This window comes from Stenotrophomonas sp. YJH_SMC_53 (assembly GCF_059369995.1).
In genome coordinates, this window is the sequence record NZ_JCAFTF010000006.1 from 304,240 (window position 1) to 328,930 (window position 24,691).

The 24,691-nt window shown below is 67.7% G+C and carries 26 protein-coding genes; all 26 read left to right on the forward strand.

The window, feature by feature from the left end; translation table 11 throughout:
- Positions 1 to 17 precede the first annotated feature (17 nt).
- The 26 genes from AC5P7X_RS12165 (at position 18) to flhB (ending at position 24,691) form a co-directional block, all read left to right on the forward strand.
- A complete protein-coding gene (locus AC5P7X_RS12165; protein ID WP_495214889.1) occupies positions 18 to 1,187 on the forward strand; it encodes a flagellin in 1,170 nt (389 codons plus the stop codon).
- 440 nt (positions 1,188 to 1,627) lie between these two features.
- Positions 1,628 to 3,043, forward strand: coding sequence for a flagellar filament capping protein FliD (fliD, locus tag AC5P7X_RS12170; RefSeq protein WP_005416448.1), 1,416 nt, complete (start codon positions 1,628 to 1,630; stop codon positions 3,041 to 3,043).
- Positions 3,044 to 3,171: 128 nt separating this feature from the next.
- Positions 3,172 to 3,588, forward strand: a complete 417-nt coding sequence (fliS, locus tag AC5P7X_RS12175) for a flagellar export chaperone FliS (RefSeq protein WP_005416447.1) — start codon at positions 3,172 to 3,174, stop codon at positions 3,586 to 3,588.
- Complete coding sequence (locus AC5P7X_RS12180) at positions 3,585 to 3,878, forward strand: hypothetical protein (RefSeq protein WP_005416446.1); 294 nt, start codon at positions 3,585 to 3,587, stop codon at positions 3,876 to 3,878. Before fliS ends, AC5P7X_RS12180 begins: the two co-directional genes overlap by 4 nt.
- Positions 3,875 to 4,453, forward strand: coding sequence for a PilZ domain-containing protein (locus AC5P7X_RS12185; protein ID WP_069138606.1), 579 nt, complete (start codon positions 3,875 to 3,877; stop codon positions 4,451 to 4,453). Before AC5P7X_RS12180 ends, AC5P7X_RS12185 begins: the two co-directional genes overlap by 4 nt.
- Positions 4,454 to 4,545: 92 nt before the next feature.
- Positions 4,546 to 5,178 carry a response regulator gene (locus AC5P7X_RS12190; protein ID WP_005413261.1) on the forward strand — a complete coding sequence of 211 codons (633 nt, stop codon included), beginning with the start codon at positions 4,546 to 4,548 and terminating at the stop codon, positions 5,176 to 5,178.
- Between the two features lie 323 nt (positions 5,179 to 5,501).
- Positions 5,502 to 6,911, forward strand: coding sequence for an RNA polymerase factor sigma-54 (rpoN, locus tag AC5P7X_RS12195; protein WP_053498600.1), 1,410 nt, complete (start codon positions 5,502 to 5,504; stop codon positions 6,909 to 6,911).
- A gap of 14 nt (positions 6,912 to 6,925) precedes the next feature.
- Complete coding sequence (locus tag AC5P7X_RS12200; RefSeq protein ID WP_005409556.1) at positions 6,926 to 7,303, forward strand: response regulator; 378 nt, start codon at positions 6,926 to 6,928, stop codon at positions 7,301 to 7,303.
- A complete protein-coding gene (locus AC5P7X_RS12205) occupies positions 7,300 to 8,799 on the forward strand; it encodes a sigma-54 dependent transcriptional regulator (protein ID WP_495214891.1) in 1,500 nt (499 codons plus the stop codon). Before AC5P7X_RS12200 ends, AC5P7X_RS12205 begins: the two co-directional genes overlap by 4 nt.
- Positions 8,800 to 8,996: 197 nt before the next feature.
- The gene (locus tag AC5P7X_RS12210) at positions 8,997 to 9,413 is read left to right on the forward strand and encodes a hypothetical protein (RefSeq protein ID WP_053498604.1); all 417 of its coding nucleotides are present in this window, start codon (positions 8,997 to 8,999) and stop codon (positions 9,411 to 9,413) included.
- A gap of 441 nt (positions 9,414 to 9,854) precedes the next feature.
- A complete protein-coding gene (fliE, locus tag AC5P7X_RS12215) occupies positions 9,855 to 10,220 on the forward strand; it encodes a flagellar hook-basal body complex protein FliE (RefSeq protein WP_005409552.1) in 366 nt (121 codons plus the stop codon).
- A gap of 13 nt (positions 10,221 to 10,233) precedes the next feature.
- Positions 10,234 to 11,880 (forward strand): flagellar basal-body MS-ring/collar protein FliF, encoded by a 1,647-nt coding sequence (gene fliF, locus AC5P7X_RS12220; protein WP_049412900.1) that lies wholly within the window; start codon positions 10,234 to 10,236, stop codon positions 11,878 to 11,880.
- Positions 11,881 to 11,887: 7 nt separating this feature from the next.
- The gene (fliG, locus tag AC5P7X_RS12225) at positions 11,888 to 12,874 is read left to right on the forward strand and encodes a flagellar motor switch protein FliG (RefSeq protein ID WP_024958226.1); all 987 of its coding nucleotides are present in this window, start codon (positions 11,888 to 11,890) and stop codon (positions 12,872 to 12,874) included.
- The gene (locus AC5P7X_RS12230) at positions 12,871 to 13,512 is read left to right on the forward strand and encodes a FliH/SctL family protein (protein WP_053498606.1); all 642 of its coding nucleotides are present in this window, start codon (positions 12,871 to 12,873) and stop codon (positions 13,510 to 13,512) included. The genes fliG and AC5P7X_RS12230 overlap by 4 nt, the downstream gene beginning before the upstream one ends.
- Positions 13,509 to 14,894, forward strand: coding sequence for a FliI/YscN family ATPase (locus AC5P7X_RS12235; RefSeq protein ID WP_049412897.1), 1,386 nt, complete (start codon positions 13,509 to 13,511; stop codon positions 14,892 to 14,894). Before AC5P7X_RS12230 ends, AC5P7X_RS12235 begins: the two co-directional genes overlap by 4 nt.
- Before the next feature lie 3 nt (positions 14,895 to 14,897).
- Positions 14,898 to 15,365 carry a flagellar export protein FliJ gene (gene fliJ, locus AC5P7X_RS12240; RefSeq protein WP_005416437.1) on the forward strand — a complete coding sequence of 156 codons (468 nt, stop codon included), beginning with the start codon at positions 14,898 to 14,900 and terminating at the stop codon, positions 15,363 to 15,365.
- A complete protein-coding gene (locus AC5P7X_RS12245; RefSeq protein WP_495214892.1) occupies positions 15,365 to 16,534 on the forward strand; it encodes a flagellar hook-length control protein FliK in 1,170 nt (389 codons plus the stop codon). Before fliJ ends, AC5P7X_RS12245 begins: the two co-directional genes overlap by 1 nt.
- A gap of 222 nt (positions 16,535 to 16,756) precedes the next feature.
- A complete protein-coding gene (locus AC5P7X_RS12250; protein WP_005416435.1) occupies positions 16,757 to 17,272 on the forward strand; it encodes a flagellar basal body-associated FliL family protein in 516 nt (171 codons plus the stop codon).
- 10 nt (positions 17,273 to 17,282) lie between these two features.
- Positions 17,283 to 18,287, forward strand: coding sequence for a flagellar motor switch protein FliM (gene fliM, locus AC5P7X_RS12255; RefSeq protein WP_005416434.1), 1,005 nt, complete (start codon positions 17,283 to 17,285; stop codon positions 18,285 to 18,287).
- The gene (fliN, locus tag AC5P7X_RS12260) at positions 18,284 to 18,619 is read left to right on the forward strand and encodes a flagellar motor switch protein FliN (RefSeq protein ID WP_005409543.1); all 336 of its coding nucleotides are present in this window, start codon (positions 18,284 to 18,286) and stop codon (positions 18,617 to 18,619) included. Before fliM ends, fliN begins: the two co-directional genes overlap by 4 nt.
- Before the next feature lie 17 nt (positions 18,620 to 18,636).
- On the forward strand, positions 18,637 to 19,035 hold the full coding sequence (gene fliO, locus AC5P7X_RS12265) for a flagellar biosynthetic protein FliO (RefSeq protein ID WP_495214907.1): 399 nt from the start codon (positions 18,637 to 18,639) through the stop codon (positions 19,033 to 19,035).
- Between the two features lies 1 nt (position 19,036).
- Positions 19,037 to 19,816: a flagellar type III secretion system pore protein FliP gene (gene fliP, locus AC5P7X_RS12270; RefSeq protein WP_495214894.1), complete on the forward strand. Its 780-nt coding sequence runs from the start codon at positions 19,037 to 19,039 to the stop codon at positions 19,814 to 19,816.
- Positions 19,817 to 19,875: 59 nt separating this feature from the next.
- On the forward strand, positions 19,876 to 20,145 hold the full coding sequence (locus AC5P7X_RS12275) for a flagellar biosynthetic protein FliQ (RefSeq protein WP_005413254.1): 270 nt from the start codon (positions 19,876 to 19,878) through the stop codon (positions 20,143 to 20,145).
- A 12-nt stretch (positions 20,146 to 20,157) separates the two neighbouring features.
- Positions 20,158 to 20,949, forward strand: a complete 792-nt coding sequence (fliR, locus tag AC5P7X_RS12280; RefSeq protein WP_049460577.1) for a flagellar biosynthetic protein FliR — start codon at positions 20,158 to 20,160, stop codon at positions 20,947 to 20,949.
- A gap of 274 nt (positions 20,950 to 21,223) precedes the next feature.
- A complete protein-coding gene (locus AC5P7X_RS12285; RefSeq protein WP_495214895.1) occupies positions 21,224 to 23,356 on the forward strand; it encodes a putative bifunctional diguanylate cyclase/phosphodiesterase in 2,133 nt (710 codons plus the stop codon).
- A gap of 204 nt (positions 23,357 to 23,560) precedes the next feature.
- Entirely contained in the window at positions 23,561 to 24,691 is a 1,131-nt protein-coding gene (gene flhB, locus AC5P7X_RS12290) for a flagellar biosynthesis protein FlhB (protein WP_005416428.1), read from the forward strand.

The following is a 24,691-nucleotide window of genomic DNA, read 5'->3' on the forward strand; positions in this document are numbered from 1 at the left end:
GCCAAAGGAAATGCACCATGGCACAAGTCATCAACACCAACACCATGTCCCTGAATGCTCAGCGCAACCTGAGCACCAGCGGCAGCTCGCTGGCCACCACCATCCAGCGCCTGTCCTCCGGTTCGCGCATCAACAGCGCCAAGGACGACGCCGCCGGCCTGGCGATCTCCGAGCGCTTCGGCACGCAGATCCGCGGTACCGACGTCGCCATCCGCAACGCCAACGACGGCATCTCGCTGGCCCAGGTCGCCGAAGGTTCGCTGACCGAAATCGGCAACAATCTGCAGCGCGTCCGCGAGCTGTCGGTGCAGGCCGCCAACGCCACCAACTCGGCCAGCGACCGCAAGGCGCTGCAGGCCGAAGTGACCCAGCTGGTCTCGGAAATCGACCGCGTCGCCAAGCAGTCGGACTTCAACGGCACCAAGCTGCTGGACGGCACCTTCTCCAGCCAGCTGTTCCAGGTCGGCGCCAATGCCGGCCAGGCCATCGCCATCGACAAGACCATCGATGCCAAGGCCAACGCCCTCGGTGGTGCCCAGTTCGCCACGGCCACTGCTGCCGTCACCGGTGCCGACAACGTTGATACCGCTGTTGCCGCGTTCACCATCACCGACAGCAAGGGCACCGTCGTCAACTTCGACGCGATGACCGTGAAGAGCGTCGGCGATGCGGCCGCCAACACCGCGGCAGCCGGCAAGGCCGTCGCAACCGCGATCAATGCCAAGATCGGCGAGACCGGCGTCTATGCCGAAGCCGACGCGGCCGGCGCGCTCACCCTGACCTCGGTCAAGGACAGCGTCAACAATGCCGGTGCTTTCACGGCCTTCAGCAGCACCATCGCTGGGTTCACCGCAGGTGCCGCGCCGACCGCCAAGTTCGCCGACAAGATCGACGTGTCCACCGTGAAGGGTGCACAGCAGGCGATGGAAGTGGTCGACAAGGCCCTGGGTGCGATCAACAGCACCCGCGCCGACCTCGGTGCGATCCAGAACCGCTTCACCTCGGTGGTGGCCAACCTGCAGACCTCGTCGGAAAACCTGTCGGCATCGCGTAGCCGCATCAAGGACACCGACTTTGCCAAGGAAACCGCCGAGCTGACCCGCACCCAGATCCTGCAGCAGGCCGGTACGGCCATGCTGGCCCAGGCCAACCAGGTGCCGCAGGGCGTGCTCAGCCTGCTGCGCTGATCCACGGCAAGAAGGCGCCGCTACCGTCGGGTCGAACCGACGGTAGCGGCAACCGGGAAGCCACGATGCACGAAGGCGCGGGCCATGCCCGGCCCGGGATGAGTCCCGAACCGGCTTGGCATCGCCCGCTCCTGCGGACCTCTCTTTCAGCGCTGTACCTTTGACTGTACGTACCGGGCGGCTTCGTCTCCCCCCGATTGTCAGTAGTCTGATCCCTCCCCTGCATTGGGGGAGGGCTTTTTGCAGACTCCCGGCAGCCCGCGGTGAACCCACCCGCGCCCTGCCCCAGCCCTCCTGCAACCCGCGTGCCAGAACCTGCGCCAGGCGTTGGCACGGCACGTGCATCAACGAAGTCCTCAAGACCCAGCGGCGCAGGCCGCTATTTTCGTTGACGACGGGCCACCGCACGACGGCCGGGCCCGGATACCAGGAGAAACGACGTGGCAGACTTTGGATACGGTGGCATTGGCTCGGGGCTCAACATCTCGGACATCGTCAACCAGCTGGTCGCAGCCGACCGCAAGCCCGCCGACAATGCGCTGAACCTGCAGCAGTCCAAGGCCAAGATGCAGCTGTCGTCGATCGGCACCATCACCTCGGCCTTCGACAAGCTGAAGACGGCGCTGACCGCACTGAAGGCCACCACGGCGTTCGACACGCGCACCGTGACCGCCAGCAAAGGCGGCGACAAGGGCACCGACGAGATCCTGACGGCGTCGGTCGCGCTGTATGACGTCGGCACAACCAAGGCTGCCGCCTCCAATGGCACGCACGTCGTCAATGTCACCTCGCTGGCCACCGCGCACAAACTGATCGCCGATACCTCGGTACCCAAGACCGACACGTTTGCTGCCGGAACCTTGACGCTGACCGTTGGCGTGGGCGACAAGGCCAAGACCATGAACGTGGAGGTGGAGGACGGCGACACGCTGACCACCATCCGCAACAAGATCGATGCGGCTGGCCGCAAGGAAGGCGTGCAGGCCACCCTGATCAGCTCCGGCGACAACCAGTACCTGTCGATCGCCCAGGAGAAGACCGGTGCCGCCAACGCGATCAAGCTCGAATACGCAGGCAGCGACGCCAAGCTGGGGGGACTGGTCAACAGCCTCAAGCAGAACACCGCCGCCGCCGACGCCGAGCTGACCATCGATGGCGTGAAGGTCGTGAGCGCCAGCAATACGGTGGCCGATGCGGTTCCGGGCCTGACCCTGAACCTGAAGATGCCGGGCACCAGCACGGTGACCATCAGCACCGACACTGCGGCAGCCACCAAGGTGATGCAGGAGTTCGTCACCGCCTACAACGCCGCACTGGCGGCGATCAACACCGAAACCAAGTACGACGCCAAGACCAAGGAAGCCTCCACGCTGACCGGTGATGCGCAGATGCGCGGCGCCACCAGCCAACTGCGCTCGGTGATGTCGAGCGTGCTCAAGGACCTGGCTGGTGACAAGCTCGATGCCAAGGCGATCGGTCTGGATACCCGCGGCTACCCCAATGCCGACGGCACGCTGATCCTGGACACCACCAAGTTCGCCGCCGCACTGGCCAGCCAGCCGGAGAAGATGCGCCAGGCGATCACCGGAGATACCGGCGGTGCCGGCAAGCTGTACACGCTGGTCGACGGCTATGTCAGCACCACGGTCGGCAAGGAAGGCGCGTTCGTCGCGCGGACCAAGGGACTGAACACCACGCTGGACAACATCGACAAGCGCCGCAAGGATCTCGACACGCGGATGAAGAGCGTGGAAGAGCGCTACAAGAAGCAGTTCATCGCGCTGGACAGCCTGATGGGCAAGTTGCAGCAGAGCAACACGGCGCTGCAGCAGCAGCTGGCACAGTTGAACCGCTGACGATGCGTGCGTGGCACTCAAGTTTGCCGCGCAATGCACCGATAACGGACGCAACAGCAATCATCGCCGCGCCGCCGGCACCGATCCCCACGATCGCCCGACGGCACCCCGCGCAAGGAGAATCACGAATGTACGGTTCCAGCCGTCAATATGCCGAGCAGTACCGCCAGGTGGGAGTGACCAGTGCGGTCGCCGATGCCGATCCGCACAAGCTGGTGGCGATGCTGCTGGCCGGCGCGCTGGAGCGCGTGCGTCGCGCCCTGGCCAGCCTCGAGCGCGGCGACCAGGCCGGCAAGGGCAAGGCGATCGGCGAAGTCTGCGCGATCGTCGGCCACCTCAACGGCTCGCTGGACCATGAGGCCGGCGGCGAGATCGCCGGCAACCTGTCGGCCCTGTACGATTACGTGCTGCAGCGCCTGACCGAAGCCAACCTGCACAACGACCGCGCCGCGCTGGATGAATCGCTGCAGCTGCTGGGCGAGATCGACAGCGCCTGGAACGCGATCCCGCACGAACAGCGCCGCCCGGCCGCGGTGGCGCCATGAGCCTGCCCGAACTGCACGCGCAGCTGGATGCCTTCGAGAAGGCATTGGGCGATGACGCCCTGGACCAGGCCGACAGCCTGCTCGACGGGCACGACAGCACCCTGCATGCCCTGCTCAGCCAGCCGCTGACCGCTGCGGACCACGCGCCGCTGAGCGCGCTGTTCGAGCGCCAGCAGAGCCTTCTGGGCCTGCTGCGCCAGCGCCGCGATGCAGCAGCCGCACTGATGAATGACGGCCAGCGCTCTCTTCGCGCCGCCCATGCCTACCTGCAGGCAGAATCGCTGGCATGACCCAGCTGCCGACCACGTCGCTGCACCATCCTGCCGAAAGCGAGCTGTTCGACGAAACGCTCAGCTGCGAGCTGGCCCTGCCGGCCGAGTTCCAGGCGGGCAGCGCGGCCGGACGCACCAGCGGTGCCGAAGGCCTGCTGCGCAGCTTGGCACTGGTCGAAGACAGCCGTGTTGACGAGCACGACGAGCGCAACGAGGCCACCCTGCAGCTGCAACGCCTTGAAGCCAAGCTGGACCTGGCGATGGTGCTGCTCGGCCGCTTGGTGCGCCAGCAGGGCCTGGAACTGCCCCTGCGCCCGGTGCGCTGGTCGCGCCGTGGCATCCGCCTGCAGCTGGGCCCGCGCAGTGGTGCCAGCCCCGGGCAGGCCGGCGTGGTGCGCCTGCAGCCCAGCGACTGGCTGCCCGACCACATCGACCTGCCGGTGGAAGTGATCGCCGAGGCAGCCGACGGCAGCGGCGGCCACTTCCTGTGGCTGCGCTTCCAGCGCCTGGGCGACGGCTTGGAAATGGCAATGGAACGGCACCTGTTCCGACTGCACCGCCGCCAGGTGGCCGAGGCGCGCCGGGCGCGCTGAAAGCTGCCACCATCACGCTTGGCGGGCAAGCCTTGGCGCGCCCGTTCAGCTAAGTTAAGGTGGACTCCCCTACACGGATCTGTTGCGTGCCTGTGCGAGTTCTCATCGTCGACGATCACACCCTCGTCCGCGCCGGCCTGGCGCGGCTGCTGCAGGGGTTTGCCGACGTGCAGCTCGTCGCCGAGGCCAGCAACGCCGAACAGGCACTGCAGCTGGCCCTGCAGCATGCGCCGGATGTGGTGCTGATGGATCTCTCGTTGCCGGGCCGCACCGGCCTGGAAGCGCTCAGCGACATCCGCCTGCGCGCCCCGGGCACCCGGGTGGTGATGATGACCATGCACGACGATGCCGCCCATGTGCGCGACGCCCTGGATCGCGGTGCGGTCGGGTTCGTGGTGAAGGATGCAGCACCGCAGGAGCTGGAACTGGCGCTGCGCGCCGCGCATGCCGGCCAGGTGTTCCTGAGTCCCCAGATCTCGGCCAAGATGCTGGCCCCCATGCTGGGCCGCGAGAAGCCTACCGGCATTGCCGCGCTGTCGCCGCGTCAGCGCGAGATCCTGCGCCGCATCGGCAAGGGCGAAAGCAACAAGGAAATCGCTGCGGACCTCGGCATCAGCGTGAAGACGGTGGAAACCCATCGCGCACGCATGATGGAGTCGTTGGGCTGCCGCCGCGCCAATGACCTGTTGCTGCTGGCCGCGCGCCACCAGCACGAGCTGGAGTGATTGCCTGCCAATGGGGTCAGATCCCTTTCTGCAGGAAAGGGATCTGACCCCTGCCCGGCACTGCACCGGCGACGAATTCCCGTCACCCCGACATTCCCTGACAGGAATCCGTACACCGGCCGCTGCAAAACCCGCCGCGTCGGCACGACGAATCAATGACTTGGCGGCCCGTTTCGTCAATATCCCGAGCCAATGTAGGGATAACCCCTACATCCTGTCGGGACAACCACGAATCCCCTCAGGAACCCCCCGATTCCGCCCACGCCGGATCAAAAGCAAGATGCGTTCCACAAGGCGCCGGGGAGCGGCGCCGGGGAACCACGATGAAGGCTGCACTCTCGACCCAGCTGGGCCAACAACTTCACCTCACCCCGCAGCTGCTGCAGTCGATACGGCTGTTGCAGCTTGATGGCCTGCACCTGGAACAGGAAATCCAGCGCCTGCTGGACTCCAACCCGCTGCTGGAGATCGAAGAGGCCGAAGCGCCTGCCGCTGATGCCACCGAGGTCAGCGCCACCACGCTGGAAACCGCCGCGTTCGACGAGCTGCCGGAGTCTTCGATGTGGGACGTGGCCGGCGCCAGCTGGCAGGACGGCGACGACGACCGCATGGCGCGCATTGCCGCCGGTGAGTCGACCGACCCTCAGCTGCGCGTGCTGCAGCGCCTGGCGCTGGACATGGACGACAGCGAACTGGCGGTGGCCGCGTTCTGGCTCGACCACTGCGACGAGGCCGGCTACCTGCAGGCGCCACTGGCGCAGCTGCAGCTGCTGGCCAGCGCCCAGTTCGACATCGCCGCCGAAGGCGTCGAGGCCATCCGCCAGCAGCTGCTGCACGGTGAACCGGCTGGCATGGCTGCGCAGGACCTGCGCGAAGGCCTGCAGGCACAACTGCGCAGCCTGCACGGCGTGGTCCCCGCGCGTCACCTGGCCGCCCGCATCCTCGATGGCGCGCTCGAGGCACTGGCCGCACACGACTACCCCGCCCTCGCCCGCCAGCACGACGCCGAGATCGACGACGTGCGCGAGGCGGTGCGCCTGATCCTCTCGCTGCAGCCGCGCCCCGGCGACAGCCTGCTGCCCGAACGCAATGCGGTGGTGGTACCGGACGTGGTCGCCTGGCATGCCGATGGGCAGTGGAAGGTGGCACTGAACCCGGCCACCAGCCGCCGCGTCTCGATCAACAGCCAGTACGAACAGGCGCTGGCCGAAACCAGCGAAGCCGCGCCGGCACTGCGCGAGATGCTGCAGGAGGCGCGCTGGTTCAGCCGCGGCCTGTCGATGCGCTACGACACCCTGCTGCGCACCGCGCGTGTGATCGTCGAGCGCCAGGCCGCCTTCCTGGTGCGTGGCGAAGAGGCGATGGCCCCGCTGACCCTGAAGGAAGTGGCCGAGGAAATCGGCATGCACGAGTCCACCGTCTCGCGCATCACCACCGGCAAGTTCCTGCAGACCCCGCGCGGCACCTTCGAACTGAAGCACTTCTTCGCGGTGCGCCTGGAAGGCGCCAGCGTCTCCGGCCAGGCGGTGAAAGCCATGGTCCGCCGCCTGATCGACGCCGAGCCCGCCGGCCGTCCGCTGGCCGACGAGGCCATTGCCGGCCTGCTGTCACGCCAGGGGGTGAACATTGCCCGCCGAACCGTCGCAAAATACCGAGAACAACTGGATATCGCCCCGGCCCGCGAACGGCGCCGGCTCAGCGCCAGGCAACCGCAGCTGGCCCGGGTGGGCTGAAAAGGATGTTGGACATGAACAAGCTCACGGTCCTGCTGGTCGATGACCACGAGGGCTTCATCAACGCGGCGATGCGCCATTTCCGCAAGATCGACTGGCTGCAGATCGTCGGCAGTGCCGGCAACGGCCTGGAAGCGATCGAGCGCTCGGAAACGCTGCGCCCGCAGGTGGTGCTGATGGACCTGGCCATGCCGGAGATGGGCGGCCTGCAGGCCACCCGCCTGATCAAGTCGCAGGACGATGCACCGTACATCGTGATCGCCAGCCACTTCGACGACGCCGAGCACCGCGAACACGCGCTGCGTGCCGGTGCCGACAACTTTGTCAGCAAGCTGTCCTACATCCAGGAAGTCATGCCGATCCTGGAAGGCCTCAGGGAGGAACAGTCGTGAGTGAATCGCGCATCCTGGTGCTGGACAACGACGCCGTGCGCGCAGAGCGCACCGTTGCCCTGCTGGAATTCATGGACTTCAATCCGCGCTGGGTCTCCGACGCGGCCGACTTCGACCTGGGCCGGCAGCGCCAGAACGACTGGATGGCGGTGATCGTCGGCAGCCTGGACGACAGCCCCGCCAGCACCGCGCTGTACAACTGGCTGGGCGGCAGCAGCCTGCCGCCTCCGGTGCTGCTGGCCGATGGTGATGCCGCAATGTTTGCCCAGCAGCACGGGCTGCATGAAGCGAATATCTGGCCGCTGGAAACGCCGCTGCGCCACGCGCAGATGGAAGCCCTGCTGCGCCGCGCCAGCCTCAAGCGCCTGGATGCCGAGCATCAGGCCGGCGCCGCGCAGGACCAGGGACCCACCGGCAACGGCCCGGCAGTGAGCGCCCTGCGCACCATGATCGAGCAGGTGGCCGCATTCGATACCACCGTGCTGGTGCTGGGTGAATCCGGTACCGGCAAGGAAGTGGTGTCGCGCGCCATCCACCAGCGTTCGCCGCGCCGTGACGGACCGTTCGTGGCGATCAACTGCGGCGCCATTCCGGCCGACCTGCTGGAAAGCGAACTGTTCGGCCATGAGAAGGGCGCCTTCACCGGCGCGCTCACCGCGCGCAAGGGCCGTTTCGAAATGGCCGAGGGCGGCACCCTGCTGCTCGACGAAATCGGCGACATGAGCCTGCCGATGCAGGTGAAGCTGCTGCGCGTGCTGCAGGAGCGCAGTTTCGAGCGCGTGGGTGGCAACCAGACCATCCGCTGCAACGTGCGCGTGGTGGCCGCGACCCATCGCGACCTGGAGACCCGCATCGCTGAGGGCAAGTTCCGCGAGGATCTGTTCTACCGCCTCAACGTGTTCCCGATTGAAGTACCCGCGCTGCGCGAGCGTCGCGAAGACCTGCCGGCACTGGTGGAAACCATCGCCGCGCAGCTGGCCCGCACTGGCCGTGGCGAAGTGCGCTTCACCCCGGAAGCCCTGCAGGCGCTGGCCGGCTACGAATGGCCGGGCAACGTGCGCGAGCTGACCAACCTGGTCGAGCGCCTGGCGGTGCTGCATCCGGGGGGTTCGGTGCGCGTGCAGGACCTGCCGGCCCGTTACCGTGGCGATGCGGCACTGGCCGCCACGCCGGCACCGGCACAGCCGGCCGCCAGCGAAGAACGCCTGGACCTGCGCAGTTTCTCCTTCCACACCCCGGGCAGCGGCAACCAGCCGGCACTGGAGCACGGCATTGCCGTCAATCGCCCGGCGGCACCGGCGGCGCTGCCCGACGAAGGCATGGACCTGCGCAACCACATGGCCAACATCGAACTGGGCCTGATCAACGAAGCACTGGAACGCACCCAGGGCGTGGTCGCCCACGCGGCCCAGCTGCTCGGCCTGCGCCGCACGACCCTGGTGGAAAAGCTGCGCAAGTACGGCATCGAGCGCGAGCAGGCCGAACTGGCCGGCTGAAACGCATTGCCAGCATGAAGGGGGCACGAACGCCTGGGCTTGCCCGGGCGTTGGTGTTTTTGGCGCCCGCGGTCGCCCGGGCGTCAGATCCCTTTCCCCAGGAAAGGGATCTGACCCCATTGCTTTTGCACGTTTTCCTAGAGACAACACCGCCGCAGTGCGGAGCATGGCGAGGACACCCCCAAGGAGGTTCCACCATGCGTCGCCTCGCCCTGCTCGCCACCCTGCTCTGCCCGGCCCTGGCCACCGCGGCCAACTGCACGCTGCCTGTCACACTGGACCAGCGCCACTTCACCAACCTCAGCGACCCGTTGTATGCGCCGGACAATCCGAACGCCGGACGCATGGTGCAGGTCAGCTTCACCGGCAACCAGTACGTGCTGGATATCCTCGGCACCGACCTGCGCATCGGCGGCAGCTACCGCTACCAGCGCCTGGCCCCGCATGTCGCGGAAATCCTGATGACCGAGGCCCACCCGGCCGGTCCCGCCCACTACACCCTGCTGCTGACCTGCCAGAGCGACCGCCAGGGCCGCTTCATCTACACCCAGCACGACGGCCCCATCGCGCCGCGCCAGCGCCAGAATTCCGGCCACTGGACCCTGCAGCCGTAGGCCAGAAAACCGACGCCGGATAAATGGCGCCTTCAATGGGGCCAGAGCCCGTTGCGTCGCAACGGGCTCTGACCCCATCCGATCAGTGCCGACCAACGGTCGGCACCCACCAACAGCAGCAGGTTCCAACAGATCGCGGCCCACTGTCGAAAGCGGGGCGGGTCCGGTTGCGGGGGTGTCCGCGGCATGGATGCCGCGGCCAAGCCCCCAAGGACGGGTTTACGGCGTCCCCCGCAACCGGACCCACACCGCCATCCCACGGAAAGCCCAGCTGTTGCTGTTGAGGTTGCCGGCCAGCGACCGGCACTACTGCGGGGAGCGGGGTGCAACCCCGCACGCACACCCAACCTCCTCACTTCACTGAATCGAAAACCGGTTTCGGCACGGCACTTGCACCTGCTCCAGCAGACAACCCCATCCCTGTTTCTGGAACCGTTGCAGATGTCCCACTCCGTCACTTCGATCCTTTCGCAGATCCGCTCCTATCAGACCCAGATGGGGCAGCCGGCGCTCAACCCGCTGGGCGAAACGCCGCGCAGCAACGCCCTGCCGGGCACGGTGCTGGACGCGCCGCAGGCCCAGCCGGCCAGCTTCACCGAAACCCTGCGTGGTGCGATTGCCGGCGTCAACGATGCGCAGCAGAAGTCCGGCGCCCTCGCCAAGGCCTTTGAAATGGGCGACCCCAGCGCCGACCTGGCCAAGGTGATGGTCGCCTCGCAGCAGTCCCAGATCGCCTTCCGCGCCACCGTGGAAGTCCGCAACCGTCTCGTCCAGGCCTACCAGGACGTGATGAACATGCCGCTGTAAGGAACATTGACGCATGGCACTGACGCTCTCCAAGGACAGCCTGAACGCCGAGAAGGCCGGGCAATGGTTCGACCGCCTGCAGAGTCTGCAGATCACCCGTCGGCTGGGCCTGATGGCGATGATCGCGGTGGCGGTGGCGGCAGGCCTGTCCGTGTTCTTCTGGTCACAGAAGCCGGGCATGGTCCCGCTGTACACCGGCCTGGACCAGAAGGCGACCGCTGAGGCGACCGACCTGCTACGCGCCGCGCAGATTCCGTTCGCGCTCGATCCGGCCACCGGTGGCATCACCGTGCCGGAAAAGAACCTGCACGACGCCCGCCTGAAGCTGGCCGGCTCCGGCCTGACCGACAGTGGCAAGCTCGGCTTCGAGCTGATGGAACGCGACCCGGGCTTCGGCGTCAGCCAGTTCGTGGAAAGCGCGCGCTACCAGCACGCGCTGGAAACCGAGCTGTCGCGCACCATCAACACGCTGCGCCCGGTACGTGATTCACGCGTGCATCTGGCCATTCCCAAGCCCAGCGCCTTCACCCGCCAGCGTGACGTGGCCAGCGCCTCGGTCACCCTGGAACTGCGGGGCGGCCAGCAGCTGGAACGCAGCCAGGTGGACGCCATCGTGCACATGGTCGCGGCCAGCATTCCGGACCTGGCGCCGGAACGGGTGACCGTGGTCGACCAAAGCGGGCGCATGCTCAGCATCACCGACCCGAACAGCGAGGCGGCGGTCAACGCCGCGCAGTTCGAGCAGGTGCGGCGCCAGGAAACCTCTTTCAACCAGCGCATCCGCGAACTGCTGGAGCCGATGACCGGCCCCGGCCGCGTCAACCCGGAAGTGAGCGTCGACATGGACTTCTCGGTGACCGAGGAAGCCCGTGAGCTCTACAACGGTGAACCGCAGAAGCTGCGCAGCGAGCAGATGAGCGAGAACACCACCAGCACGCCGGGTCCGCAGGGCGTGCCGGGTGCAACCAGCAACAGTCCGCCGGGCCAGCAGGCCGCGCCGGCCACCGCGCAGACCCCGACCGAAAGCAGCAAGAACGCCACCCGCAACTACGAGCTGGACCGCACCCTGCAGCACACCCGCCAGCCGGCCGGCCGCATCAAGCGCGTGTCGGTGGCGGTGCTGGTGGACAACGTGCCGCGCGCCGGCGCCAACGGCAAGATGAGCCCGCAGCCGCTGTCGGCCGCCGAACTGACCCGCGTCGAGGCGCTGGTCAAGCAGGCCGTTGGCTTCAACGCCGAGCGTGGCGACACCGTGTCGGTGATGAATGCCCCGTTCGTGCGCGAGACCACGCCCGAACAAGGCCCGGCCTGGTGGGAGCTGCCGTGGGTGCACGATGCCGGCCGCATGCTGCTGGGGGCGGTGGTGGTGCTGGCGCTGCTGTTCGGCGTGCTGCGCCCGGCGCTGCGCGCGATCACCGGCCAGAGCAGGAAGGCAGACGAGCAGGCGCTGGAGCCGCATACGGCGGATGTGCAGCTGGTCGATGACGATGGCATTGCGCTGCCAGCGCTGGGCACCGACCGGGCAAGCCTGGGCGGACCGGATGCGCTCGCTCTGCCGGTGGATTCATATGAGGAACGACTGCGGATGGCGCGTGAAGCCGTGAAGACCGACTCCAAGCGCGTGGCCCAGGTGGTCAAAGGCTGGGTGGCCAATGACTGAGGCACAACTGACCGGTGTACAGCGCGCGGCCGTGCTGCTGCTTTCCCTGGGTGAGCTGGATGCGGCCGAAGTGCTGCGCCACATGGAACCCAAGGAAGTACAGAAGATCGGCATCGCCATGGCCACCATGACCGACATCACCCGCGAGCAGGTGGAGCGGGTGATGGACCAGTTCGGCCAGGAACTGGGCTCGAAGACCTCGCTGGGCGTGGGCTCGGATGACTACATCCGCAACATGCTGGTGCAGGCGCTGGGCAGCGAGAAGGCCGGCAACCTGATCGACCGCATCCTGCTCGGCCGCAACACCACCGGCCTGGACGCGCTGAAGTGGATGGACCCGCGTGCAGTGGCCGACCTGGTGCGCAACGAGCACCCGCAGATCATCGCCATCGTGATGGCGCACCTGGAAACCGACCAGGCCGCCGACGCGCTGAAGCTGCTGCCGGACCGTACCCGCGTGGATGTGCTGCTGCGCATCGCCACCCTCGACGGTATTCCGCCGAACGCGCTCAATGAACTCAACGAGATCATGGAGCGCCAGTTCGCCGGCAACCAGAACCTGAAGTCGTCGAACATCGGCGGCGTGCAGTGCGCGGCCAACATCCTGAACTTCATGGACAGCGGCCAGGACCAGGCAATCCTGGGCGAAATCGCGCGCATCGATGCGCCGTTGAGCAACCGCATCCAGGACCTGATGTTCGTGTTCGACGACCTGGTCGACCTGGACGATCGCGAGATGCAGCTGGTGCTGCGCGAGGTGAGCGGCGAGCGCCTGGGCCTGGCCCTGCGCGGCGCCGACATCAAGGTGCGCGACAAGATCACCCGCAACATGTCGCAGCGCGCGGCCGAGATCCTGCTGGAGGACATGGAAGCCCGCGGCCCGGTGCGCCTGTCCGACGTGGAAGGCGCGCAGCGCGAGATCCTGGCGATCGTCAAGCGCATGGCCGATGAAGGCACCGTCACCATCGGTGGCAGCGCGGAGGCCATGCTGTGAGCAACGTCGTGCGCTGGCTTGCCCCGGACCTGCTGGCCCAGCCCGAACCAGTGCTGGAGCAGGAGGATGCGTTCGAACTCACCGAGCCGGATCCGGAACACGAACCGGAGCCGCCGCTGCAGCTGCCGACCCTTGAAGAGATCCAGGCGATCCAGGACAGCGCCGAGAAGGAAGGGTTCGAACAGGGCCATGCCGACGGCTACGGCCAGGGCCAGGCCGAAGTACGTCGCCTCGCCGCACAGATCGAAGGGATCCTGGACAACTTCAGCCGGCCGCTGGTGCGGCTGGAGAACGAAGTGGTCGGCGCCCTCGGCGAACTGGCGGTGCGCATCGCCGGCGCACTGGTCGGCCGCGCCTACGAAGCCGAGCCGGCACTGCTGGCGCAGCTGGTCGGCGAAGCGATCGACGCCGTGGGGGGCAGCACCCGCGAGGTGGAAGTGCGGCTGCACCCGGATGACATCGCTGCCCTCGCCCCGCTGCTGAACCTTTCACCGGCGCAGCGCCTGGTACCGGATACCAGCCTCAGCCGTGGCGACCTGCGCGTGCACGCCGAAGCCGTGCGCATCGACGGCACCCTGGAAGCCCGCCTGCGCGGGGCCCTGGATGCGGTGATCCGCCAGACCGGAGCCACCGCATGAGCGTCGGACCGCAAACCACTCCGCCGCCGGCCGACTGGGCCGTAGCCCGCAACCTGCGCCTGGCGCGGCGCCTGGATGGCCTGCGCGTGGACACCGCGCATGGTCGCGGCCTGATCCGCGAGGGCGTGTTGCGCCGTGCGGTCGGGCTCACCCTGGAAGCGGTCGGCTGCGAAGCGCCGCTGGGTGCCAGCTGCAAGGTGGAAGTGGTCGACGGTGGCTGGGTCGATGCAGAAGTGGTCGGCTTTGCCGGCGAGCGCACCTACCTGATGCCCAGCGCCGAACTGCATGGCCTGCTGCCCAATGCCCGGGTGGTGCCATCGGCGCGCCGGGGCGGCGTGGAAGTGGGCGAAGGCCTGCTCGGCCGCGTCATCGACAGCGACGGCGTGCCGCTGGATGGCAAGGGCCCGATCCGCGCCGAAGGCCACGTCGGCATGGCCGGCGTGTCGATCAATCCGCTGGCGCGTGAACCGATCACCCAGCCGCTGGACGTGGGCGTGCGCGCGATCAACGCGCTGCTGCCGATCGGCCGCGGCCAGCGCGTCGGCCTGTTCGCCGGATCCGGCGTCGGCAAGTCGACGCTGCTGGGCATGATGACCCGCTACACCGCCGCCGACGTGATCGTGGTCGGCCTGATCGGTGAACGCGGCCGCGAAGTGCGCGATTTCGTCGAGACCACGCTGGGCGAGGAAGGCCTTCGCCGCGCCGTGGTGGTCGCCAGCCCTGCCGACCGGCCGCCGCTGGCGCGCCTGCATGGTGCCTACCGCGCCACCGCCATTGCCGAGTGGTTCCGCGACCAGGGCCTGAACGTGCTGCTGCTGATGGACTCGCTGACCCGCTTCGCCCAGGCGCAGCGCGAGATCGGCCTGTCGGTGGGCGAACCGCCGACCACCCGCGGCTATCCGCCGTCGGTGTTCGCCAAGCTGCCGGCACTGGTCGAACGCGCCGGCAATGGCGCCAAGGGCCGTGGCTCGATCACCGCGTTCTACACGGTGCTGACCGAAGGCGATGATCCGCAGGATCCGATCGCCGATGCCGCGCGCGCGATCCTCGACGGCCACATCCTGCTCTCGCGCCGCGTGGCCGACAGCGGCTTGTACCCGGCCATCGACGTCGAGTCGTCGGTCAGCCGCGTGGTCACGGAAATCGCCGACGAACCGTGGCGCCTGCGCATCCGCAAGTTGAAGCGACTGGTCTCGGCCTACTCGGCCAACCGGGACCTGATCGCGATCGGTGCTTACCAGCGCGGCAACGACGCGGCCACCGACGAAGCCCTGGAACGCTGGCCGGAAATCATGGAGTTCCTCGGCCAGGACGTTGCCAAGGCCGCAGATCTCCCGCACAGCCAGGCGGCGCTGCAGCGCCTGGTGGAACAAGAGAGTTAAGCCATGAACCAGTCCAAGCGCATCGATCCCCTGCTCAAGCGAGCCCAGGAACATGAGGACGCAGTCGCCCGCGACCTGGCCGAACGCCAGCGCGTGCTCGACACCCATCTTTCGCGACTGGACGAACTGCGCCGCTATGCCGAGGAGTACGCCAACGCACAGATGGCGGCGACCAGCCCGGCACAGTTGCTCAACCGCCGCGCCTTCCTCGATCGACTGGACAGCGCGGTCGAGCAGCAGCAGGCCACGGTCAATGGCAACCGAGAGAAAGTGGAGGCCGAGCGCGCGCGCCTGATCCTGGCCAGCCGTGACAAGGCGGTGCTGGAGCAGCTGGCCGCCAGCTACCGGGCGCAGGAAAAGGTGGTGACCGACCGCCGCGACCAGCGCGAGATGGACGACATTGGTGCACGGCGTGCACGCCTGGTGCAGGCCGAAGACCAGGACGGCGCCGAGCAGGGAGGCCGCTCGTGATGCCCGCCCCGCTCGCCAGCAGCGCCAACACGGCCACGCCCGCCACCAGCAACAGTGCCGCACGTGCCTCGCGCAGCGAAGGCGGAAAGGACTTCAGCCAGCTGCTGCAGGGCGGTGCGCCCTGCGCGCCCGCGTCTGCGGGAAACGCCACGACGCCGACGCCTTCCACGCCAAGCCCGCCATCGACTGCCGACAGCAATGGCCAGGCACCGGATGAACGCAATGCGGGCGCCGAAGCGGCAACTGCTGAAACGCCGTCGCTGCCACCCGTTGCCGTGACCCCAGCGGGACCCGGCACCGAGAAGGACAAGCCCGCCGCGACCGAGGACGCCCCGTGGCCACCGCCCGGCCTGGCCGGCCTGGTGCTGGCGATGCCGATGCCTGCCGATCCGGCCGCTGCTCTGCCGACCACCGCTGCACCGTCGCTGGCCAGCGACGGTAGCGCGCTGCTTGCTGCTGCCCCCGCCACGAACCCGACACTGCCTGCAGACGCGCCGGCGACGGCCACCACAACCCCAGTGGCGGCTGACGCCAAACCGGCGGCGACCAGTGCGGACGATGCCACGGCGCTGCCACTGCCGGAGATGATCCTGCCCGGCAAGCGCAGCGAGCACGGCGAAGGCAGTGACGTGGCCGCCGTTGGCGACCGCGCCAGCACACCCCTGCTGCACGCCCCGGCAGCAGCCGCCGTACAGGACCTCAAGGCGGCGCTCGCCGCCGGCAATGCGATCTTCAATGGCGAGCCGACGCCGAAACCCGTGCTGGGTGACGATGGCTTCGACCAGGCCATCGGCGCACGCCTGGGTTGGCTGGCCGACCAGAAGATCGGCCACGCCCACATCCGCCTGAGCCCGGACGACATGGGCCCGGTCGACGTGCGCCTGCAGTTGAACGGCGACAAGGTGCATGCCAGCTTCAGCAGCCCGCACGTGGACGTGCGGCAAGCGCTGGAAAGCAGCCTGCCGCGCCTGCGCGAGCTGCTGGGCGAACAGGGCTTCCAGCTGGCCCACGCCGATGTCGGCCACCAGTCACCGGGTGGTGACGGCAATGCGCCGGGCCAGCCCGGTGGCAGCGGCATCATCGGCGACGGAGAACCGACGCCGGGCGATGCCAGCGTGTCGTCGGCGCAGTTGATCCGCCAGCGCGGACTGCTGGACGCCTACGCCTGACAGCCGTGCCGACCAGGGTCGGCACCCACCAGCGCAGAGCGGTCGGCGCCCACCAGGGCAGCCGGGCAATAGAGCCGCACCCACCGGTATCGCGTTGGTGGGTGCGGAGCTTGCTCCGCTCGGCCCCACCCACACCCTGACGGAATTCCGTCGCGTCCCGCTGCCCGGCCTTCGGCACGCCCCTTGCATATCCCGGTGAAGCAACCCTCAGGAGCTTCACCCGTGGCCGCAGCCGCTGACAAAACCAAGAAGACCGCAGAGAAGGACAAGGCCGCCAAGCCGCGTAGTCCGATCCTGATCACCGCGCTGGTGGCCGTACTGGCCGCCGCTGCCGCCGGTGGCGGCGTGTGGTTCTTCACCCAGTCCAAGCACGAAGAGAAGACCGCGCAGGCGCCGAAGAAGAGCGCGACCCCAGCCCCGGCACAGTACTTCGCGCTGGACCCGGCCTTCGTGGTCAACCTCAATGGCCCGGTCGACGGCCCGCGTTACCTGCAGCTGGAGGTCCAGCTGATGACCCGCGACCCGGCCGCGCTGGAAGCGATCAAGACCCACGCCCCGGCCATCCGTGCGCGCCTGCTGATGCTGTTCTCGCAGGTCAGCCCGGACCAGATCGCCGATGTCGCCGGCAAGCAGAAGCTGCAGGCCGCCTCATTGGCCGAGGTGCAGAAGGTACTCAAGGCCGAGACCGGCAGCAACGGCGCCGACGATCTGCTGTTCACCAGCTTCGTGACCCAGTAAGGGCCCACCGATGAATGATCTGCTGTCCCAGGACGAGATCGATGCCCTGCTCCACGGCGTGGACAGTGGCGCGGTCGAGACCGATGCGGAACCCCCGTCTGGCGAAGCGCGCTCGTACGACTTCGCCAGCCAGGACCGCATCATCCGTGGTCGCATGCCGACCCTGGAAATGGTCCATGAGCGCTTCGCGCGCCTGTGGCGGATCGGCCTGTTCAACCTGATCCGCCGCTCGGCCGAACTGTCGGTGCGCGGCATCGAACTGATCAAGTTCAACGACTACATGCACTCGCTGTATGTACCGACCAACCTGAACCTGATCCGCTTCAAGCCGCTGCGCGGCACCGGCCTGATCGTGTTCGAGCCGACCCTGGTGTTCGCCATCGTCGACAATTTCTTCGGCGGCGACGGGCGCTACCCCACCCGCATCGAGGGCCGCGAGTTCACGGCTACTGAAATGCGGGTGATCCACCTGCTGTTGAAGCAGACCTTCGCCGATCTGCGCGAAGCGTGGGCACCGGTGATGGATGTCGACTTCGAGTACATCAACTCGGAGATCAACCCGCATTTCGCCAACATCGTGACCCCGCGCGAATATGTGGTGGTGTGCCGCCTGCACGTCGAGCTCGACGGGGGCGGCGGCGACATCCACGTCACCCTTCCCTACTCGATGCTGGAACCGATCCGCGAACTGCTCGACGCCGGCATCCAGAGCGACCGCAACGACCGCGACGAGAGCTGGGGCAAGACCCTGCGTGAGCAGCTCAACGTCGCCGAAGTCACCCTGTCCAGCGTGCTGGCCAGCAAGCGCATGACCCTGCGCGACCTGACCCAGCTGAAGGTCGGCGACATCCTGCCGATCGAGCTCAGCCCGCAGGTGCCGCTGTGCGTGGAGAACATCCCCGTGTTCACCGGCGAGTTCGGCATCGCCAACGGCATGAACGCCGTGAAGATCACCGCTACCCATCCGCCGGGCACCCGCCCGCGCGTACCCGTCATCCAGGAAGACCCGCAATGAACGATATCGACGCCCTCGAACCGACCCCGGCCCAGTTCAGCAGCCTGCAGGCCGATGAGGCAAATGGTCCGGACCTGAACCTGGACGTGATCCTCGATGTGCCGGTGACCCTGTCGCTGGAAGTCGGTCGTGCCCGCCTGCCGATCCGCAACCTGCTGCAGCTCAACCAGGGGTCGGTGGTGGAACTGGAACGCGGTGCAGGCGAATCGCTGGACGTGTTCGTCAACGGCACCCTGATCGCCCACGGCGAAGTGGTGGTGATCAACGACCGCTTCGGCGTGCGCCTGACCGATGTGGTCAGCCCCAGCGAGCGTATCCGGAGACTGCGTTGAGCCTGCTGGCCTCCACCCTGCTGGCGGTCGGCAAGGCCGCCGCCCCGGTTGGTCCGCAGATCGGCCAGCATGCGGCCGCCGCACCCAGCCTGTTCGGTGCGGTGCTGGCGCTGCTGGCGGTGCTGGCCCTGGTCATCGGCCTGGGCTGGCTGCTCAAGCGCATGCCTGGCAGTGGCTTCCGCCCGGCCGAAGGCATGAAGCTGGTAGCCAGCCTCAGTGTCGGCGCCAAGGAGCGCGTGGTGGTGGTGGAGGTCAATGGCCAGCAACTGCTGCTGGGCGTCACCGCCGGCGGCATCAACACCCTGCACGCCCTGCCCGAGCCGCTGCCGCCCCCTGCACCGGTGCGCGTGCCGGACTTCAAGAACCTGCCGAATTTCGCCCAGCTGCTGCAGCAGCGGCTGCGCAAGGATCCCTGACATGCGTGTCCCCCATACCCGTCTCGCCACCCTGACGCCGTGGCTGCTGTTGCTTGCCCTGTGCCTGTTGCCGGCGCTGGCGTTCGCCGCACCCGGCGCTCCGGCCACCCCTCTGCCGGACGTCAACGTCGGCAAGATCGGCGGCCAGCCGGTCAGCCTGCCGCTGCAGACCCTGCTGCTGATGACCGCGATCACCCTGATCCCGTCGATGCTGCTGGTGCTGACCTCGTTCACCCGCATCATCATCGTGCTGGGCCTGCTGCGCCAGGCGCTGGGTACCGGCCAGACGCCGTCCAACCAGGTGCTGCTGGGCCTGGCCCTGTTCCTCACCGCGATGGTGATGATGCCGACCTGGGACAAGGCGTGGAGCGCGGGCATGGCGCCCTACCTCAACGGCGACATCGACTTCCAGACCGCATGGACGCTGACCACGCAGCCACTGCGCGGCTTCATGCTGGCGCAGATCCGCGAGACCGACCTGATGACCTTTGCCGGCATCGCCGGGCATGGCACCTACGCCAGCCCCGACGCGATCCCGTTCCCGGTGCTGGTCGCTTCGTTCATCACCAGTGAACTGAAGACCGCCTTCGAGATCGGATTCCTGATCTTCATCCCGTTCGTGATCATCGACCTGGTCGTTGCCAGCGTGCTGATGTCGATGGGCATGATGATGCTGTCGCCGATGCTGGTATCGGCGCCCTTCAAGATCCTGCTGTTCGTGCTGGTCGATGGCTGGGTGCTGACCGTGGGTACGTTGGCGGCGAGCTTCAATCCGGCCTGATATCCCCCGTAACGCGCAGTCGAGCAGGGCTCGACTCTACATGAGCAGATGGAATCCGAATGTCTCCCGAACTTGCCTTGACTGAACTGCGTGGCGGCCTGATCACCGTGTTGTGGGTGGCCGGCCCGCTGCTGCTCACCGTACTGGTGGTGGGCGTGGTGGTTGGTGTCGTGCAGGCCGCGACCCAGCTCAATGAACCGACCATCGCCTTCGTCGCCAAAGCTGCAGCGCTGACCGCAGTGCTGTTCGCACTGGGCAGCCTGCTGATCGGCCACCTGGTTGAATTCACCACGCTGCTGTTCCAGCGAATTCCGCACCTGATCGGCTAGGACACCGCTTCGATGGACGCCGCCACCCAGATGGCTGCCGACGGCCTTCAGGCCTTCGGCATGATCGGCACCGTACTGTGGACCATGCTGCGCATCGGCGCTGTGGCCATGGCCATGCCCATGGTCGGGACCCGCGCCGTCCCGTCACGGGTGCGCGTGGTGCTGGCTGGCACCCTGGCCATCGCACTGGCCCCGCTGCTGCCCCCGGTGCCGGACTGGACCGGCTTCGACGCCGCCACGGTGCTGACCATCGCGCGCGAGCTGGCCATTGGCGTATCCATCGGCTTCCTGCTGCGGCTGGTGTTCGAAGCCGGTGCGATGGCGGGCGAACTGATCGCGCAGGGCACCGGCCTGGCCTTTGCGCAGATGAGCGACCCGCTGCGCGGTGGTACCTCCGGCGTGATCGGACAGTGGTTCTATCTGCTGTTCGGGCTGCTGTTCTTCACCGCCAACGGCCACCTGGCGCTGATCTCGCTGCTGGTGGACAGCTATCGCGCGCTGCCGATTGGCGCCCCGCTGCCGGATCCCCATGCGTTCTTCAGCATCGCTCCGACCTTCCTGCTGACCGTGCTGCGCGGTGCGCTGACCCTGGCCATCCCGCTGACCGTGGCGATGCTGGCGGTGAACCTGGCCTTCGGTGTCCTGGCGCGAGCCGCCCCTGCGCTGAACCCGATCCAGCTGGGCCTGCCGGTTTCGCTGCTGCTGGGCCTGTTCCTCCTGGCGCTGCTGGCCGGGGAAATGGGTCCGCCGGTACAGCGCCTGTTCGACGCCGCCTTCCAGGCCGCGGACGCGGTCACACGCTGACCCGGTCATCACGTTTTGCTGCTTGCCATGCCTTTGTTTCTGTAGAGCCGAGCCCATGCTCGCCTGTCATCGGCAGGAGCGGCAGCCGAGCATGGGCTCGGCTCTACACGGGCGCAACTTCACGTTTTACTGCTTGCCCTTCCCCCGGGTCCGCGCGTTAGAGTGAATGCGCGGCAACCGGGGGGATGCCGCACCTGGCCGGCGCCTGCGTCGGCCTGCCTCATGCATGCCCCACCGTGGTTTCCGTCGACAGGCAGGTCCGGGAGACTGACGAATGCTGGTAGGCACGTACAACCCATGGCTGGTGGCGATCTCACTGCTGGTCGCCGTGATGGCGTCGTACACGGCGCTGGCCATGGCAGGGCGCACGGTCACCGCCCCGGGCAGGGCAGCCGCCTGGTGGTGGCGCCTGGGGGGCGGATTCGCCATGGGCCTGGGTGTCTGGTCGATGCACTTCATCGGCATGCTGGCCTTCGATCTGCCCATTGCACTGGGCTACGACCTGCCCATCACCCTGCTCTCGCTGGCCCTGGCGATCGCCTCGTCGGTGTTCGCACTGTGGCTGGTCTCACTGCGTACCCTGCCCCATCCTCGATTGGCCGGTGGTGCCCTGCTGATGGGCACCGGCATTGCCGGCATGCACTACGTCGGCATGGCAGCGATGCGCATGCAGCCCGGGATCGACTACGACCCGGGCTGGCTGCTGCTCTCCCTGGTGGTGGCGGTGGCCGCTTCGTGGACCGCGCTGTACGTGGCGTTCCGCCTGCGCGCGCAGCGCACCCGCGTCGGTGACCGGTTGGCGGCCGCCGGCCTGCTCGGCCTGGCCATCGTCGGCATGCACTACACCGGCATGGCCGCCGCGCGTTTCCCGGAAGGCAGCATCTGCGGCGCCGCGGTCGGTGATGGCCTGCAGAGCGAGTGGCTGGCGATGCTGGTGGTGGTGTTGACGGTTGCGATCCTGGCGGTGGTGCTGGTGGTCTCGTGGCTGGACCAGCGTGTGGAGGCGCAGCTGCTGCGGCTTCGCAACTCGATGCTGAGCACCTCGCTGACCGATGCCCAGCAGGAATTGACCCAGGCCGCACTGCACGACCCGCTGACCCGCCTGCCGAACCGCCTGCTGCTGCAGCGGCGCATCGTGCAGGCGCTGGCCGAAGCCGAACAGGGCGGCAGCCGTTTCGCGGTGATGTTCATGGACCTGGACGGATTCAAGCAGGTCAATGATGCCTACGGCCATCAGGCCGGCGACGCACTGCTGGTGGCGGTGGCCGAGCGTACCCGGCAGCTGCTCCGGCCCAACGATATGCTGGCCCGTCTGGGCGGCGACGAATTCGTGCTGGTGGTGCGCATCGAGCACGACGAGGACCTGCCCACCCTCGCCCGGCGCATCCTGCAGGCGGTGGGCAGCGGCCCGTTGCTGCCGGACAACGAACTTCAAGTGACCGCCAGCATCGGCGTGGCGATCTGCCCCGACCACGCTGCCAGCGAGCGCCAGCTGATGGCCTTCGCCGACGCGGCGATGTACCAGGCCAAGGAATCCGGACGCAACGCCTTCGTGCTGTTCGCCGACTGGATGAACGACAGTGCCGAGCAGCAGTTCCGGCTGCTGACCGACCTGCGCCGTGCGATCGGCAGCGAGCAGCTGTTCCTGCACTATCAGCCGAAGATCCGCGTGGCCACCCAGAAGGTGGCCGGTGCCGAAGCGCTGATCCGCTGGAAACACCCGGAGCACGGACTGATCCCACCGGACCGCTTCATCCGCCTGGCCGAACGCAGCGGCGCGATCAACGAGATCGGTCGCTGGGCACTGGACCAGGCCTGCCAGCAGCTGCGGCGCTGGCGCGACGCCGGGCATGAAGGCTGGTCGATGTCGGTGAACCTGTCGCCGGTGCAGTTCAGTTCGCCACACCTGCTGCAGGATGTGCGTGAAGTGATCGAACGCTATGGCATTGCCCCGCGCCACCTGGTGCTGGAGATCACCGAAAGCACGGTCATGCGCGATACCGATACCAGCCTTCGCCTGCTGCAGGCGCTGTCGGCGCTGGGCGTGGGCATCTCCATCGATGATTTCGGAACCGGCTATTCCAGCCTGCTGTATCTGAAGCGGCTGCCCGCCACGGAGATCAAGATCGACCACGCGTTCGTGCGTGACCTGGAACACAGTGCGGAGGACGTGGTGATCGTCTCGGCGATCGTGGCGCTGGGCCATGCCCTGGACATGGACATCGTCGCCGAAGGCGTGGAAACCGCTGCGCAGCGCGCCTACCTGGAGCGCCTGGGCTGCGACTTCCTGCAGGGTTACCTGCTCGGCCGCCCGGTCGACGCGGCGCGCTTCATGCAGCTGCACGACCTGCCCCGGCCGCGGGTGGAACTGGCGCAGAGCCCACCGCCGCAACACCCGCCCGGCTGACACCGGGCCGCGCGCGCCCCATCACGCAACAGTTCCTGCGACACGTTCCTGTAGAGCCGAGCCGACGCTCGGCTGCGCTTCTCGCCTGGACCCAACCGCAGCCGAGCGTGGGCTCGGCCCTACAACACCGGCGGTCGGCAGCACCACGCCATGCGTGGAACAGTTCTTGCACGCACCTGGGCAACCCCTGCCGCAGTGCCCGTGATGTCCGAGAACGAATCCGCCGGCGAAAAGACCGAACAACCCACCGAAAAACGCCTGCGCGACGCCCGTGAACAGGGCAACCTGCCGCGCTCGCGCGAACTCGGCACCGCCGCCGTGTTCGGCGCCGGTGTGCTGGCAGTGATGGCCATGAGCGGCTCGATCGGCCGTGGCGCCACGGCCTGGATGAAGCAGGCGCTCAGCCCGGAACAGAGCCTGCGGCAGAACCCGAAGGAACTGTTCGGCCACTTCGGCGACCTGCTGTTGCAGTTCATGCTGGTGATCGCACCGCTGGTGCTGGTCTGCCTGCTGGCCAGCTTCGTCGCCCCGCTGGTGATGGGCGGCCTGCGCTGGTCGCAGAAGGCGTTGCTGCCTGACATCAACCGCATGAACCCGATGAGCGGGCTCAAGCGCCTGTATGGCCCCGAGGCGATTGCCGAGTTCACCAAGTCGCTGCTGCGCGTGGCCTTCGTCGGTGTGGCCGCCGGCCTGGTGGTCTGGACCGGCTTTGACACCCTGCGCGGGCTGATCCACCACCCGCTGGAGACCGCCATCACCGACGGCCTCGGCTTCACCCTGCGCCTGCTGCTGGCCACCGCCGGCGCCATGCTGGTGCTGGCCGCCATCGATGCCCCGTACCAGCGCTGGAACTGGATGCGCAAGCTGAAGATGACGCGTGAAGAGCTGCGCCGGGAAATGAAGGAAAGCGAAGGCAGCCCCGAGGTGAAGGGCCGCATCCGCCAGCTGCAGCAGCAGATGGCCAACCGCCGGATGATGGAAGCGGTGCCCACCGCCGACGTGGTGGTGGTCAACCCCACCCATTACGCGGTGGCCCTGAAGTACGAAGGCGGCGCCATGAACGCCCCCACCGTGGTCGCGCTGGGCGTGGACGAGACCGCCCTGCGCATCCGTGAAGTGGCCGACGGCAACAAGGTCGCGATCGTCTCCGCCCCGCCTTTGGCACGCGCCTTGTATCGGGAAGGCCAACTCGGAAAGGAAATTCCCGTGAGACTGTATTCGGCCGTCGCCCAGGTCCTGTCCTACGTCTACCAGCTGCGCGCCTGGCGCACTGGCCCGATGCCGGACGCCCCGCACATCCAGGTGGATGAATTCGGCAAGGGAGGCCGCCCGTGA

Bases quoted from the DNA above. Each gene is read 5' to 3' on its own strand.
- AC5P7X_RS12165 (WP_495214889.1), top strand. From the start codon at position 18: ATGGCACAAGTCATCAACACCAACACCATGTCCCTGAATGCTCAGCGC.
- fliS (WP_005416447.1), top strand. From the start codon at position 3,172: ATGTACGGTTCCAGCCGTCAATATGCCGAGCAGTACCGCCAGGTGGGA.
- AC5P7X_RS12180 (WP_005416446.1), top strand. From the start codon at position 3,585: ATGAGCCTGCCCGAACTGCACGCGCAGCTGGATGCCTTCGAGAAGGCA.
- AC5P7X_RS12185 (WP_069138606.1), top strand. From the start codon at position 3,875: ATGACCCAGCTGCCGACCACGTCGCTGCACCATCCTGCCGAAAGCGAG.
- rpoN (WP_053498600.1), top strand. From the start codon at position 5,502: ATGAAGGCTGCACTCTCGACCCAGCTGGGCCAACAACTTCACCTCACC.
- AC5P7X_RS12200 (WP_005409556.1), top strand. From the start codon at position 6,926: ATGAACAAGCTCACGGTCCTGCTGGTCGATGACCACGAGGGCTTCATC.
- AC5P7X_RS12210 (WP_053498604.1), top strand. From the start codon at position 8,997: ATGCGTCGCCTCGCCCTGCTCGCCACCCTGCTCTGCCCGGCCCTGGCC.
- fliE (WP_005409552.1), top strand. From the start codon at position 9,855: ATGTCCCACTCCGTCACTTCGATCCTTTCGCAGATCCGCTCCTATCAG.
- fliF (WP_049412900.1), top strand. From the start codon at position 10,234: ATGGCACTGACGCTCTCCAAGGACAGCCTGAACGCCGAGAAGGCCGGG.
- AC5P7X_RS12235 (WP_049412897.1), top strand. From the start codon at position 13,509: ATGAGCGTCGGACCGCAAACCACTCCGCCGCCGGCCGACTGGGCCGTA.
- fliJ (WP_005416437.1), top strand. From the start codon at position 14,898: ATGAACCAGTCCAAGCGCATCGATCCCCTGCTCAAGCGAGCCCAGGAA.
- AC5P7X_RS12245 (WP_495214892.1), top strand. From the start codon at position 15,365: ATGCCCGCCCCGCTCGCCAGCAGCGCCAACACGGCCACGCCCGCCACC.
- fliM (WP_005416434.1), top strand. From the start codon at position 17,283: ATGAATGATCTGCTGTCCCAGGACGAGATCGATGCCCTGCTCCACGGC.
- fliN (WP_005409543.1), top strand. From the start codon at position 18,284: ATGAACGATATCGACGCCCTCGAACCGACCCCGGCCCAGTTCAGCAGC.
- fliP (WP_495214894.1), top strand. From the start codon at position 19,037: ATGCGTGTCCCCCATACCCGTCTCGCCACCCTGACGCCGTGGCTGCTG.
- AC5P7X_RS12275 (WP_005413254.1), top strand. From the start codon at position 19,876: ATGTCTCCCGAACTTGCCTTGACTGAACTGCGTGGCGGCCTGATCACC.
- fliR (WP_049460577.1), top strand. From the start codon at position 20,158: ATGGACGCCGCCACCCAGATGGCTGCCGACGGCCTTCAGGCCTTCGGC.
- AC5P7X_RS12285 (WP_495214895.1), top strand. From the start codon at position 21,224: ATGCTGGTAGGCACGTACAACCCATGGCTGGTGGCGATCTCACTGCTG.
- flhB (WP_005416428.1), top strand. From the start codon at position 23,561: ATGTCCGAGAACGAATCCGCCGGCGAAAAGACCGAACAACCCACCGAA.